Source organism: Enterovibrio litoreus (assembly GCF_045679545.1).
In the GTDB taxonomy this organism is placed as follows: Bacteria; Pseudomonadota; Gammaproteobacteria; order Enterobacterales; family Vibrionaceae; genus Enterovibrio.
In genome coordinates, this window is the sequence record NZ_CP166195.1 from 839,584 (window position 1) to 853,935 (window position 14,352).

At 47.2% G+C, this 14,352-nt stretch carries 11 protein-coding genes and 1 pseudogene; 3 read left to right on the top strand and 9 right to left on the bottom strand.

All coding sequences use genetic code 11. From position 1 onward, the window contains the following. The 3 genes and pseudogenes from AB8599_RS19165 to opgC all read right to left on the bottom strand — a co-directional run bounded on the left by AB8599_RS19165 (position 1) and on the right by opgC (position 4,225). Positions 1–2,115: a methyl-accepting chemotaxis protein gene (locus AB8599_RS19165; RefSeq protein ID WP_407333330.1), complete on the bottom strand. Its 2,115-nt coding sequence runs from the start codon at positions 2,113–2,115 to the stop codon at positions 1–3. Between the two features lie 399 nt (positions 2,116–2,514). Continuing rightward, positions 2,515–2,637: pseudogene (locus AB8599_RS19170) on the bottom strand (glutamate synthase-related protein); the annotation flags it as partial. 25 nt (positions 2,638–2,662) lie between these two features. Further along, on the bottom strand, positions 2,663–4,225 hold the full coding sequence (gene opgC, locus AB8599_RS19175; RefSeq protein WP_407333331.1) for an OpgC domain-containing protein: 1,563 nt from the start codon (positions 4,223–4,225) through the stop codon (positions 2,663–2,665). A gap of 360 nt (positions 4,226–4,585) precedes the next feature. Here opgC and AB8599_RS19180 point away from each other — a divergent pair, with 360 nt between their 5' ends. Beyond that, positions 4,586–5,122: a DUF924 family protein gene (locus AB8599_RS19180; protein WP_407333332.1), complete on the top strand. Its 537-nt coding sequence runs from the start codon at positions 4,586–4,588 to the stop codon at positions 5,120–5,122. Between the two features lie 64 nt (positions 5,123–5,186). On the opposite strand, the gene AB8599_RS19185 is transcribed toward AB8599_RS19180, so the two are convergent. The 4 genes from AB8599_RS19185 to AB8599_RS19200 all read right to left on the bottom strand — a co-directional run bounded on the left by AB8599_RS19185 (position 5,187) and on the right by AB8599_RS19200 (position 9,213). After that, positions 5,187–6,050, bottom strand: coding sequence for an ABC transporter permease (locus AB8599_RS19185; protein WP_407333333.1), 864 nt, complete (start codon positions 6,048–6,050; stop codon positions 5,187–5,189). 4 nt (positions 6,051–6,054) lie between these two features. Beyond that, positions 6,055–6,915: an ABC transporter permease gene (locus AB8599_RS19190; RefSeq protein WP_407333334.1), complete on the bottom strand. Its 861-nt coding sequence runs from the start codon at positions 6,913–6,915 to the stop codon at positions 6,055–6,057. A 9-nt stretch (positions 6,916–6,924) separates the two neighbouring features. Next, a complete protein-coding gene (locus AB8599_RS19195) occupies positions 6,925–8,031 on the bottom strand; it encodes an ABC transporter ATP-binding protein (RefSeq protein ID WP_407333335.1) in 1,107 nt (368 codons plus the stop codon). Positions 8,032–8,148: 117 nt separating this feature from the next. After that, on the bottom strand, positions 8,149–9,213 hold the full coding sequence (locus AB8599_RS19200) for an extracellular solute-binding protein (protein ID WP_407333336.1): 1,065 nt from the start codon (positions 9,211–9,213) through the stop codon (positions 8,149–8,151). 441 nt (positions 9,214–9,654) lie between these two features. Between AB8599_RS19200 and AB8599_RS19205 the strand changes: the two genes are divergently transcribed. Further along, positions 9,655–9,930: a DUF3081 domain-containing protein gene (locus AB8599_RS19205; protein WP_407333337.1), complete on the top strand. Its 276-nt coding sequence runs from the start codon at positions 9,655–9,657 to the stop codon at positions 9,928–9,930. Positions 9,931–9,983: 53 nt separating this feature from the next. On the opposite strand, the gene AB8599_RS19210 is transcribed toward AB8599_RS19205, so the two are convergent. Next, positions 9,984–11,051, bottom strand: a complete 1,068-nt coding sequence (locus AB8599_RS19210) for an acyltransferase (RefSeq protein ID WP_407333338.1) — start codon at positions 11,049–11,051, stop codon at positions 9,984–9,986. 454 nt (positions 11,052–11,505) lie between these two features. On the opposite strand from AB8599_RS19210, the gene fusA reads away from it, so the two are divergent. Beyond that, positions 11,506–13,593 (top strand): elongation factor G, encoded by a 2,088-nt coding sequence (fusA, locus tag AB8599_RS19215; protein ID WP_407333339.1) that lies wholly within the window; start codon positions 11,506–11,508, stop codon positions 13,591–13,593. Between the two features lie 89 nt (positions 13,594–13,682). On the opposite strand, the gene AB8599_RS19220 is transcribed toward fusA, so the two are convergent. Next, complete coding sequence (locus tag AB8599_RS19220; protein WP_407333340.1) at positions 13,683–14,147, bottom strand: DUF302 domain-containing protein; 465 nt, start codon at positions 14,145–14,147, stop codon at positions 13,683–13,685. Between the last annotated feature and the right edge of the window lie 205 nt (positions 14,148–14,352).

Genomic DNA, 14,352 nt, shown 5'->3' on the forward strand with positions numbered 1-14,352 from the left:
TCAAACCGTAAAGTGACTGACCATTTTATCAAGTGACCCAGCCGTTTCTTTCAAGTGCTGACTACTGCTTTGCGATTGGCTTGCAGCGCTAGATAGCTCGGTCACAACTTGGCTGATTTCAACCAGATCCTGACTCACTTGCTCAGAAACCATGCTTTGCTGGATGGCGATGCTGGCGACTTCGGTATTTAGCAAAGAAATGTTGTCGATTTCGTCGGTCATTTGGGTGAGTTGTGTTGCGGCATCATTCGCCAGTTCGACGCAATCTTTCGCACTTTGCCCACCAGAATTCATGGCTTCAACTGCGCTTTCCGCATCGACTTGCAGCTGGTTGATCAAATCATAGATTTGCTGAGTGGAAGACTGTGTACGAAGTGACAGTGAGCGAACTTCATCTGCGACGACCGCAAAGCCACGGCCATACTCCCCGGCGCGGGCGGCTTCAATGGCAGCATTCAGTGCGAGCAGGTTAGTTTGGTCAGCAATGCCTTTAATAACATCAATAATGCCATGAACGTTTTGACTGTTTTCGCCAAGCCGTGTAATCACGTTCGATGCGTCTGCAACTTCCACTTCCAGCTTTACGACAGCTTGTTGTACATCCGCTAGCATACGTTGACCGCGAGCTGAGGCGACTTGTGTAGTCGCCGCCGCTTTAGCGGCACTTTCAGCATGATCCGCGACGGTTTGTGCTGTGGTGCTCAGTTCGGTTGATGCGGTCGCAACTTGATTGACCATCTGCATTTGACGACTGACACCCTCTAACGTTTGCTGAGAAACGGCAGAAGATTGAATAGCGCTGTCCGAGACGACGTGGCTTGTTGCAATGACCTGTTTGATCACTTGTTGGGTTTTATCCAAGAAGGTATTGCATGCACGCGCTAATTCGCCAGTTTCATCTTGTGACTTAGCTTCTTCATCTAAGCGGCGTGTGAAATTGCCATCGGCCACCTGAAGCATAAACTGCGCGGTGCTTTGAATTGGTGACGCGATGCGACCGGCAATCATCCAAATTAGTGCGATGTTACCGATTAATACCGCCAAGCCCATCATCAGGGAAATCAACGTTTGCTCTCGCTGGTCTTCATCGGCTTGTGCTTGCAGCGCGATAACATTTTTCAATACTAACGCTTTATCGAGCGTGACAACGAGTGTCCAAGGAGCAATGTCAGCATCAGGCTTCACGGGGATCATGGCTGTAATGCGTTGTTCATCATCACTGGTAAAGCTTTGATAGCCACTGTGACCAAGGCGAGTTGCCCACTGTGTGGCATCGCCGCGAAGTGATTTTACGGAATTGCCTAGCGCTTCGTCTCTGCTGTCTGCTGCGATCGTACCGCGGTCAGTTACTAGCATCACGTGGCTTTGGCCTTGATAAAGACGCTGGCTAAGTGATTCCGCAACGTATGAAAGAGAGGCCAGTGAAATGTCGAGCCCGGTGATGCCGACGAAACGTCCATCATTCAAAATGGGCGATACCACAGAAGTGAGCAGCACGTTTTGACCATTCACCGGGTAAACATACGGATCCAGCAAGCAGTTACGACGGCTGTCGCGAGAGCAAAGGTAGTATTCGCCGACGCGTGCACCACTATCTGCGCGTGTTTCATCTGCATAACCTGTCAGCGGCGAAAGCTGAAAGCGTCCAGCCAAATCACGGTTCCAGTTAGGAATAAATCGTCCGGTGTTGTCATGCCCAGTTAGATTCGCATAGAGGCTGTCTTTGCCATCCAGCGCATTGGGCTCCCAAGCAGAGAATACACCAAGGGCATTTGAATTCTTCTCGAGCAAACCTTTGAGTTGATGATTCAGGCTAGCGCGAAGTGTATCGAGGGTATCTTGGTCGCTGGCATCCTGCTGACGGGAGAAATTTTCAGCCATCAAGGATGTTTGCAGAAAACTGTCTGCAAGTTCATCGGCAATCATCTCCGCGGCGTTACTTAGCTCAGCCTGTAAACCGTTGTTAAACATTTCCAACAGCAGCGCCTGATTTCGCTCATTCGACTGTGTCTGCAACTGAGTAGAGGAGTAGAGTGAAAAGGCGGTCATGGTGCTAATGGCGACTAACGTGGCAATCCCAGTAAAGAGACAGATTTTGAGTTTTATGGATTTCATAAAATGTATTTTTACGACCGTAAAGATAGGAACGAGATAAACCCAAGCTTCTACAAATAGCGAGTTTGTGGAGGCAAGAGGAGAAAAGGGCCGCAATATTCAATTAAGTGTTCATTAATGTCTACATCTATGTTGCTGGGTCATTGTTAAAATTATTATTAAATGGCTCATATGTTGGAAATTCATGGGTGCTGCTTAATTTTTCAAAACTTTAATTCAATTTTTTTATCATAGCGGGCAAAACCCTTTGTTTTGGTCGTGGGTATCCAGATACGGATGGTAACGCGCAGCGTGGTATTTGATGGTGTGAATGTTGATGTGAAACGCTTAGCGCAGCAGCATGAAATCGACCTCCAGAAGGAGGTCGAGAAGTGAAGTTTATAGTGCCGATTTTTGCTATTTCGCGGTTCCAATCTGAAATACGATGTCTGTGCCATCTTCAAGGTGGTAAGGTGACAATCCGCCTTCGCCTGTGTTCATCCAGATCCCTGCTTTTTTCGCCCCTTGTGAGAGGGATAGTATCAGTTGCGAAACCAAGTGATTGAATCTAATATAAATTCAACATGTAAATAGTCTGATCTTGCGCCTTATTATGGGCGAATTTAACAACATCCATGGTCGGTGGGCCTTGAAGGGGCGGGTTGTTTGAATAACCAAACCCTTCGGTTGGCATACCACCTGCGCCGAATGACAAGGTGTTGTTCCCATCCAGATCCTGAAAGGCCATGATGGCATAATATCCCGACGGCATTGGGTTTAGGGTGATCCCTTCTCGCACTTGATCAGCGGTATACGGCCCTGCAAAATGACTCGGAGCGCCCATTAAGTTGTCGGTGTCCTCAAAGATCAGTAGCATGACTCCCGCCTCTTCATCTTTCACATCTTTGATTTTGACGGTAAGCGGGTAACTTTCATTCATCGCGATAATAGGTGCTTGTTCCTGTTTGATGCTAGCCAAGCTGGCGGTTAGCAGCAGGGCAACGGTAGAGGCTAGCACGGCACCTTTCGGCAATGAGTTCGTGGTTTGTTTGCCGCTTTCTTGCCACCAAGCCGCAGCCCATAAAGTAGCGGTCAATGCTAAAACCAGCAGTGAATAGTAATGCGTGATCCTCATTTCGGTTAAGAATGGTGCGCTGACAAATATCAACACGGCTTGCCACGTGAATACTTGCAGAGAGTGCTTGCCAATATAGCTAAGTGGTGCGAATGCCAATGCATTGGGCGCGACACGTATTACGGCTGCAATCAGGTAAACCCATGCCGCCAGATTCAGTACACGCAACCAACCTAGTTCAGGTTTGTCGGCTAGGTGATACAGCACACCTTGATGAATGCCCCAAGACACAAACGCTCCGTGATGCGCTGCAAACATGCCTGCCGCAAACAGCCCCGCTAATACGGTCATAGCCGGATGATACCAATGCAATGTGCCTTGTCGTTGTGAATAGCCGAGAGCGGCACCCGAGACAAAAAGGAGCTGCCATGCGAATGGGTCGAAGTATCCAAACTGTACGTTGAGATCTGGTGAAATCAGCTCGAGAGCGGGGGAAAGCAGTGAGGAAGTGATACTGCCACTGAAAGCCCAAACTAGAACGCTGACTGCCAAAAATAGCCACAAATAACCTCTGCGAAACGCGTAGAGCGCAAGCGGCAGTATCAGCATGAACATCACGTATAGCGGTAGAATTTCTAGGTAGTCCGGCTTGTTGATGAGTAAGGTACTGAGAAGCAACGTCGCCACTGGCGATGCGATGAGATTATCAAAACTGCCACCTAAAGAGGTTGAAGCAGCAGGGAAAGTGAATGCGCAGAAGGTGAACCAGAGCATCACAATAAATAGGCTAGTAAGATGGTATTTGTAAATTGTTAAGGCACGGCGCAACACTTTGTTGCTAGCTTCTCGATGGGAATATTTGCGGCTGCTATAAACCGCGCCAGCCAAAAGACCAGAGATCAATACAAACCCTTCCGCGGCACCAAACTGCCCTAAGGGTTGTTGTGAGAAGTATTGAAGCACACTGCGACCACCGCTTGTCCATATCAAATGGTTGATGGTCATAATAACCAGCAATAAACCTCGAATACTGTCGAGTGCAAGTATCCTTTTCATAACTTATCTCCTCATCATTTTCATGCAACCGATTGTGCGATTAGGGAAAGGAGATAACCTGACCGAAGTTGCTGTTTTTATTGGGAAGGGGGAGCTTTTAGCCATAACTGTTGACTGGGTCTAAAAAAATGTGAAATAACTTTTTCCGCTCGCACTGTTTTGTTTGCCACCATTAAGTCCTTTTTCAGTTTTAGATTCTTGATGGGTCTGAGGGAATCGATTATTTCTTTTTTCTACGGATGAATGTTTGGACTGAACATCAAACAATCTGATGGGTTAGACAGAGAAAGCGCTATTATCTGGGCTATACCTTTATTTGGGCTATCAGGGCGTTGAAAACAAAATATAAGGAGAAATGCGATGTTTCGAAAAGTGCTCACGTTTTGGTTTGAAGAGTTAACGCCAAATCAGTGTTTTGCGAAAGATGAAAAGATAGACCGGTTGATCGAATCTCGTTTCTCCTCCTTGTTGGAAGAGGCTTCTCGGGGGGAGTGTTTCGGTTGGCGAGAAGAACCGGAAGGGCGCCTTGCTGAGATCATTGTGTTGGATCAGTTCTCCCGCAACATCTATCGCGACACACCAAAGGCGTTTTCACAGGACTCCATGGCGTTAGCATTGGCGCAGGAGGCCGTTTCTTTAGGGATTGACCGCGAGTTACCGCCGGTACAAAGAAGCTTTTTGTATATGCCATATATGCACAGTGAATCTAAATTGATTCACGAAGAGGCATTGAATTTGTTCAATCAGTCGGGGCTAGAAAATAACTATGACTTTGAGGTTCGCCATAAAGCCATTATTGACCGCTTCGGTCGTTATCCTCACCGCAATGTGATTTTGGGGCGACAAAGCACCCCTGAAGAGATTGAATTTCTGAAGCAGCCTGGATCTGGTTTTTGAGTATTTCTCAGAAGATGCCTAGAACCAGAGCCTCTCTCTATTTCAGTGAGAGACTCTGATTGGGTTATTCGATTTGGTTTCCTCGTGATGACACCCAAATACTCGCAAGAGCAAGTAACCCAGAGGCAACCATTAGAAGTAGTGATACCGCATTGATGACAGGCGTAGAGCCTTCACGCAGCCGATCAAACATGGCGATAGTCAATGGCGCGTCCGAGCCAACCAGCATTAAAGTCGTGTTGAAGTTCTCAAACGACATTAAAAACGCGATGATCCCTGCGCCAATCAAGGCTGGGCGAAGAAAAGGAATGGTAATAGTAAATATCGCCTCTGCTTTGGTCGCACCGAGATTGAGTGCGGCTTCTTCCAACGTGAGATCAAATTTTCTTAGTCTTGCTGAAATCACAAGCGTACAAATGGTGGTGATAAAGGCGAACTGTCCCAGCACGACAAGCACGAGCCCTGGCCGCATCCATTCAATATCCCAGCCGATTGTGTCTTCGATACCATTTGCGATAGTGCTGCTCATCAGCAAGATCGACACCCCTAAGATCACACCCGGAATCACGAGGGGCAGCAAGAGCAATACATAGCAAAAGCCTTTGAATCGAAAATCAAACCGTTCAAACAGAAATGCATTGGTGGTGGCGAAAATCAGTGAGCACGCTGTCACGGCAATGGCCACAAACAGACTCACGCCAATACCATCGGTGAGTTCTCTGTCATTGAACACGCCAATCTTTGGGGCGCTGGTTCCTGTGAACCAATCGAGCGTAAAACCATTCCATGGCAGGGAAGGGAATAAGCTGTCGTTAAACGAAAACACCGCGACGACAACAAGCGGTAGCATCAGAAATATAAAGAACAGCGCCACATAACCCTGATAGACACGGCTGAAACGCTTATTGGTGGGTAGAGAAGGGATCATGGCTTTACCCCATTGTCTTAACGAAGGATTGTCGAGTCAGCTTCAAGCCACCCCAAACCATAAGTGACGAAAGCGCGAGCAGTAAAATGCCAAACGCTGAGCCTTGCTCCCAATTAAAGCGGGTGATGAATTGGGTGAAAATTTGCTCGGTAAACCAGAGGCTATCTTTCCCGCCCAGTAAGGTGGGCGTAAGGTAATTACCGAGAGTCAGCATAAACACCACAATACACCCAGCCACAATGCCACTCATGGCGTGAGGGATCACGACTTCGCGCATCACGTCCCAACTGCTACCGCCGAGATCATACCCGGCTTCGATCAGGCTGTTATCGAGGCTGTCGAGCGTGGTGACCAAAGGCACAACCATAAATAGCATAGAGGTATAAACCAGCCCGACCATGATGGTAACGTCGTTATAAAGCAGTTCAACGGGTTGATCGACAAGCCCGAGAGTTTGCAACAAACCACTCACGATGCCGGATTCGCGTAGCAATATCATCCAACCGTAAGAGCGCACTAACTCACTGACCCAAAATGGCAGCAAGCAAGCGACAAACAGCAGGCTTTTGGCCTTTCCTTGGCACACTTTCGCGATGTAAAACGCGACAGGAAAAGCAATGATCAGCGTCAGTACGGTAGCGAGCAATGACATGACCGCCGTTCGCATGAAGGTGCGCCAATACAAAGGTTCACTGAAAAAGGTGATGTAGTTGTCAGCGCTCAGCACCGTTGCGCCGCCCACTGCGCGATCATGAATCGAAATAGAGAACATCTGAAGATGCGGAAGAATAATCAGCAGCAGTAACCACAGCAGAAACGGCGTGAGCAGCAGAAACAGGGCGAGTCGGTTGCCTCGTTCAATCATGGTCCTCTCCTAGCGTTGTGAAGGCAAGCAGCGAGAGAGTTGCGCCTGCCAATGCACGAAAAGGGCGTCACCGGGACGAACCTGCCGGAAGGCTTCGGTCTGCGGTAACTGCACCGCAAATTGCGTTTGGTGCTGTGGGCAATCGACCACAAGCTGGCTGCGAGAGCCATCAAACAGAATTTCTTTCACTGAGACGTCAAAGCCATTGTCGGCGAAGGCGGGCTTGGCGTTCGGAAATGCAATGCTGATGGCTTCTGGACGGACAAACACATCCGCACGTTGGCCGACTGAAAGGGGCGTTCCCGCATTGGCTTGCATCGTGTCACCGCCTTCACCTTTCAAGGTGACCGTGTTGCCATTGACCGAGGTGACGGTGCCAGTGCGCTGATTGTTTTCACCAACAAATTTAGCGACAAACGCAGTGGCGGGTGAATAGTAGAGATCTTGCGGTGTGCCAAGCTGCTCAAATTGGCCATTATTCATCACGGCCACTTGATCGGACATCACCAAGGCTTCCGATTGATCGTGGGTGATGTAAACAAAAGTAGTGCCGAATTCTTGTTGTAAGTGTTTCAATTCCACTTTCATCTGTTCGCGCAGTTTTAAATCCAATGCGCCTAGTGGTTCGTCTAGAAGTAACACGTCGGGGTTGAGTACCAAGCAACGCGCAATCGCGATGCGTTGCTTTTGGCCGCCAGATAACTGAGATATCTGTTTTGGCCCGCTGCCAGAAAGTCCTACACGGGCAAGCACTTCATCCACTTTCTTATTGATTTCATGTGAAGGTGTTTTGCGGCGGCGAAGTCCATAACCTATGTTCTCAGCGACTGTCATGGTGGGAAACAGTGCCAAATGCTGAAACACCATATTCACAGGGCGTCGATTGGGACTGATGTCGTTAACTCGCTTTCCCTTGATGAAAATGTCGCCGCTACTGGCTTGCTCAAAACCTGCCAGCATTCTGAGCAATGTTGTTTTGCCACAGCCTGATGGACCGAGAATGGAAAAAAAACTGCCATTTGGCACGCTGAAATCGATGCTGTTCACTGCGGTGAAGTCAGCAAACGCTTTGGTTAATGCTCGACATTCGAGATCTGGGATCGGGTGTGCTGTCATTTAAGTACCGCCAATTGGTTCAGACTGGGTCACGATTCAGATCGACAAAAAACGACGACGAATGTGATAGAAACGGCCTGTGTGAGCCACAGGCCGTGACAGGGAGGAGTGGCGAAATTAGTTTGCCGCTTTCACGCGATCTAGCACTAATCCTTCCATTTCTTCTAAGCCAGCCGGCACGGTTGGATACCATTTGATGTTATCAATATCCGCTTGTGGGAAACTGGTTTGGAACTGGGCTTTTGCGGTTTCGTTGACAAAGTTATCTGCGCCTTTAGATGCAGTAAAGTTGCCTGCGGATTCCGTGATTTTTGCAGCAATCTCTGGTTGATTCACAAAGTTAATCCACTGATATGCTGCGTCAACGGCTTTGGATTTTTTCGGAATGGCAAAAGTATCAATCCAACCCAGTGCACCAGAAGCTGGGGCGACAAAATTGATATCGGCATTATCGCGATTCACTTTCCAGCCACCTGCATCCCATGCCATAGCGCCAACGACTTCGCCGGAGCGAACCAGATTAAGCAGTTCGTCACCGCCTGACCAATAGGCTTTCACGTTAGGTTTACATTCCACCAACTTGGCTTCCACTTTATCCAAAATGGCTTTGTATTTTTCAGGGTCGCTGTAGGCAGCGAATGGGTCTTCACCCATGGCAAATGCAAAACCAATTAGTGTTGGGCGTTTCAGTCGGTATGACACCTTGCCTTTGTATTGTTCGTTACACAGGTCGGTGTAGTCTTTGATCATGCCAGCGTCTTTGGTGTTCACTACCAAGCCGCTAGTACCCCAAATATGTGGTACGCCATAAACCTCACCGTCTAACGCCGTGTTTTTCTTCGTGGCGTCAACCATTGAAGGAATGAGTAGGGCGGTGTCCACTTTGCTCATATCAATCGGCTGATAAATACCAAAGTCACGCTGCGCACCAGTGATGCGATCTTGGCTTGGTTGAACAAGGTCAAAGCCTGAACCGCGTGTCGCGCGAAGTTTGGAAATCATGTCTTCGTTGTTTGATTTGGTGACTTTGACTTCTATGCCCGTTTCTTTCTCAAACTGATCAATCACTTCTTGTGGAGCATAGCCACCCCATGTCAGCAGACGAAGGGTTTCAGCGTTGACAGCTTGCGCAGAGAGCAATGTTCCCGCTGCCAATGCAACGGTAAGTTTTAAGCTATTCATCTTTCGTTCCTTTTGGATGGGGTACGGCGTAGGCATCGTCCTTGCCGTCCGAAGCTAACTTGTTGGCATTTTTTCTTTTGTTTATCTTTCTTTTTCGAACGGTACGGCTATTTTGTTACGTTTTTTTTACAAGTTAGTGAAATAGCTATGATCCAAAGTGAAGGAAATCACCAATATACATTCTCACATCTGTGAAGGTAGTCACGTGGTGGGTGGCGAAATTTATCTTTAATTTTTAATTGGTTGACCGTGTCTTAGTAGCGATGCGTGTGATTTGAGAGTGAAAGACGTAATAGCGGGGTACAAAACGGCGGCGTGTTCGAGAATCCCTGTTTTGGATAGATATGGGGCGTTGGCGAAATAGTGTATTGAAAATCATACTGTCATAGAGAGAAAAGGAATTCTCTCTCGTATCTATATCTATTTGAAAAGAGGTGTGAAATGAAAAATGAACTCAACCCTGCCAAATTGTTAGCGGCGTTTGAAGTAATCATGGCGAAAGGTGAGAAGACCGAGTTTGGTAAGCATTACCGAGGCGTGGAAGCATCCACTGACTATGATGGCTACAACGTGTATCTGAAGGGGAATGGTGTAGAACTCCATATTGGGTTTCACAACACGTATGACTTGAAGTATGACCAAGCCCATCTCAAAGACAGTTTTTTGAAGAAAATCGACAGTTTGCTTCAGGATGAACAGGCTGGTGACCATCGTTAAAAAAGTCCGGGTAGCCGGACTTTTTCGTTTTCACTCACATGAATGTTGCGCTATCAGAGCGTTTTACTGTGCTTGAAATGGCGAGATTGCTTGCTTTCCATTTGAACCAGAAAGCGCGTGAAGGGCAGTTTTTCCAATAAGAAAACCAGGCCAAACGAAAGTGCGATTGTCAGTGGCGCAAGCAATAGATCTTTAAGCAGGCCTTCAATGGCAAAGGCGCCAAGGAAATTAAACAAGACAATCATTACAACAAAATGTGCGACGTAAACGCCAAGTACGCGCTGGCTTAATGCTAGCGTCATGGGTGAGTTACCCCACGTTGGGTGATTGAGTAGCAGGCTAAAAATACCCATAGCCATGATAGGCGTGCCTAGTAAGAAGTCATGGGTCGCCATCCAAACATCGTATTGGCTGAGAAAAGCTCCTTCTAGCAAAATTAATGACAAACCACCCAAGAACATGGCCAGTGAAACCTTTGATGAGAACCGGATGTTTCGACGACGTAATTCAAAGCCTGCCACGACCATCAGCAAACTAAAAAAGGGACCATTACGGGTGAAGATCGGAGCATCGCCTTCCATGATAGGTTGGTAGCTTCCTGCCCCCAAGCCCCAGATATAAAGGCCTAGTGCCAATGGTACCATTAAGGATTGCTGCTTGAACCTGATGAGCAATGCCATGATGCCCAGTGCGGATAACAAGCCTGGGATGTACCAAAGGTGCACCATGCCGCCTTCAAATAGCGTATTGAGTGGCGACTCTAAGAGATAATTCCAGTATCCAGCGCGATCTGCCAGATAACCTTCGGTCATTGCCACGTCAAAGCGAAAAGGTATCAGCAGATAAATAGCACTCCACGCGAGCCAAATTGTCACTAGTGGCTTGGCATAGTGAGCGAATGTTTCTGATGGGTGTTGGGTCAGTTTGGGTTGGGTAAAATAGCCCGTCAGTAAAAAGAAGAAAGGGACCGCAAATCGGGACAATTGGTTGATGACATCAGAGATAATATTGATGTTTTGGCTGTAGGCGTCACCACGCAAAGGCCCTGCGTGAATAATGATAACGGCAACGATGGCAAGCAGTCGTCCCATCTCCAACGATGAAATACGGGCGGAGGGCATACAGAATCCTTAATTTTACAGCACGTGTAGACTTGCGAAAAGTGGCACTGACTATAAGGATTTGCCGGTTCAAAACTGAGTTAATAATCTCTATTTTGCGAAGTGAGTGCGCAAAGTCGTGTAACGATGATGCGTTTGGTTGAAAAGAAGCCAGTCTGTATCCACAAACAAAGTCTAAAAACTCTTTATCTCTGTCGTTTAAGATTCTTGATGACATAGCTTCTAGAGGTGACTTGGGTAAAAACGAATCAGGACCATGCAAATTAATGATATGTCTATACGTGTATGGCGGAAAGACCTGAGGAAACGGACGAGATTTGCTCGGAAATGTGGCTAGAAATGCAGCAATGGAAACTTAAATTATCTCGCTGTGTACTACATGTTTCTTTACGCCACAACGCCTGCTATAATCTCCGCCCTTATATAAGCCAGTAATTGTTTATAGAGACGAACAATGACAGATCTAAGTAAATACAGAAACATTGGTATTTTCGCGCACGTTGATGCGGGTAAAACCACGACCACAGAGCGTATCTTGAAGCTTACAGGTACTATCCACAAACTTGGTGAAGTTCACGATGGTGAATCGACTACCGACTTTATGGAGCAGGAAGCTGAGCGTGGTATTACCATCCAGTCAGCAGCAGTAAGCTGTTTCTGGAAAGGCTACCGCTTCAACGTTATCGATACTCCGGGACACGTTGACTTCACCGTTGAAGTATACCGTTCACTGAAAGTACTCGATGGCGGTATCGGTGTTTTCTGTGGTTCTGGTGGTGTTGAGCCTCAGTCAGAAACCAACTGGCGTTACGCGAATGATTCAGAAGTTGCACGTATCATTTTCGTAAACAAACTAGACCGTATGGGTGCAGACTTCCTAAACGTTGTTGATCAAATCAAAAACGTGCTAGGTGCAGTACCACTAATCATGACACTGCCAATCGGCCGTGAAGATGATTTCGTTGGTGTTGTAGACGTTCTTGACCGTAAAGCATACATTTGGGATGACTCAGGTCTTCCTGAAAACTACACCGTTACCGACGTTCCTGCGGACATGGTTGACGACGTTGAAATGTACCGTGAAGAGATGATCGAAACTGCTGTAGAGCAAGACGATGATCTGATGATGGCATACATGGATGGTGTTGAGCCTTCAATGGAAGACATCAAGCGTTGTATCCGTGCGGGTACGCGTACTTGTACGTTCTTCCCAACGTTCTGTGGTTCAGCGTTCAAGAACAAAGGCATGCAGCTAGTTCTTGATGCAGTTGTTGATTACCTACCTTCTCCTACAGAAGTAGATCCACAGCCACTGACCGATCCTGAAACTGGTGAGCAAAACGGCGAATTCGCTATCGTTTCTGCTGACGAGCCTTTGAAAGCACTTGCATTCAAAATCATGGACGACCGTTTCGGTGCCCTAACCTTTATTCGTATCTACTCTGGTGTGATGAAGAAGGGTGATACCATTCTTAACAGTGCGACTGGTAAGACTGAACGTATCGGCCGTATGGTTGAGATGCAAGCTAACGATCGTAACGAACTGACTACTGCACAGGCGGGTGACATCATCGCTGTTGTTGGTATGAAGAACGTTAAGACTGGTCACACTCTGTGTGATGTTAAGCACGAATGTACGCTTGAGCCAATGATCTTCCCTGTTCCTGTAATCTCAATCGCTGTTGCTCCTAAAGACAAAGGCGGTTCTGAGAAAATGGGTATCGCGATCGGTAAAATGGTTGCAGAAGATCCAACGTTCCAAGTTGAAACTGATGAAGAGACTGGCGAAACCATCCTGAAAGGTATGGGTGAGCTTCACCTAGACATCAAAGTAGACATCCTGAAGCGTACTTACGGCGTAGACCTTATTGTTGGTCAGCCTCAGGTTGCTTACCGTGAAACTATCACCAAGCCTGTTGAAGATAGCTACACGCATAAGAAACAGTCTGGTGGTTCTGGTCAGTTCGGTAAAATTGATTACCGTATCAAGCCAGGCGAACCAAACACTGGCTTCAAATTCAACTCTGTGGTTGTTGGCGGTAACGTTCCTAAAGAATTCTGGCCTGCAATCGAGAAAGGTTTTGCATCAATGATGCAAACTGGTCCACTAGCTGGTTTCCCAGTTTTGGACGTTGAAGTTGAGCTTTACGACGGTGGCTTCCACGCAGTCGATTCATCTGCAATTGCATTTGAAATCGCAGCGAAAGGTGCATTCCGTCAGTCTATGCCTAAAGCGGGTCCTCAGCTTCTTGAGCCAATCATGGCTGTTGACGTGTTCACGCCAGAAGACCACGTAGGTGACGTAATCGGTGACCTTAACCGTCGTCGCGGCATGATCAAAGATCAGCAAGCTGGTGTTACTGGTGTTCGCATCAAGGGTGACGTACCACTTTCAGAAATGTTTGGTTACATCGGTACCCTGCGTACCATGACATCAGGCCGTGGCCAGTTCTCTATGGAGTTCGCTCGCTACGCTGCATGTCCAAACAACGTTGCTGAAAAAGTGATCGCTGATCAAAAAGAGAAAAACGCTAAGAAGTAATTCTTAACGTCTCTTAAAAACAAACCCCGCATGCGTAAGCCTGCGGGGTTTTTGTTTTTGAAACCAAGAAATATACTGAGGATAATTCGTTATTGAGCTGAAGGTTGGGTGGCGAGTTTTGCTAGAGAAACCAGCGCTTTTTCTACTTTTTTAACCGACATTCCGCAGTCTTCAATATGATGACGCTCTGCCATATAAGTAGGGTTGTTGTACCCTAGCCACACTTTTCCTTCCGCATCTTCCCAGATCAGTGCTTTTTGAGGAAGGTCGATACCCGCCGTTTGGTTACATACCATCATGGGCGTACCAACTTTAGGGTTTCCAAAAATAACTAACTCAGTTGGGCGTAATGCCAATCCTGCTTTTTGTGCTCCTTCTGCGTGATTTACGCGTCCGATAACATTGAGTCCACGGGCTTTGGCGGCGACGATCAGACGTTCTGTCGTAATGGGAACACTGTATTGGCTTTGAACCTGAACCATACCTTCCTGTGCGAGCGAAGGAACGGCGATGAAAGCAGCCAAGAGTGTTAAAAGTCCGAAATTCAATTTCATAGTCGAATCCTTATTGCGAATACCTTAACGATAAAGCGAATAAACTAAGGCGCTACACACTCTGTCCTGAGTAGTGTAGAACTGCATGCCGACACATAAAGACTAGCAAATTGTGCAGAATGTCACTGAAGCTATTGGCCTAATCAAAGGATTGACGCAAGAAAAATACGATAAATGACGATATTTATTACGTTCTCTATTGAAC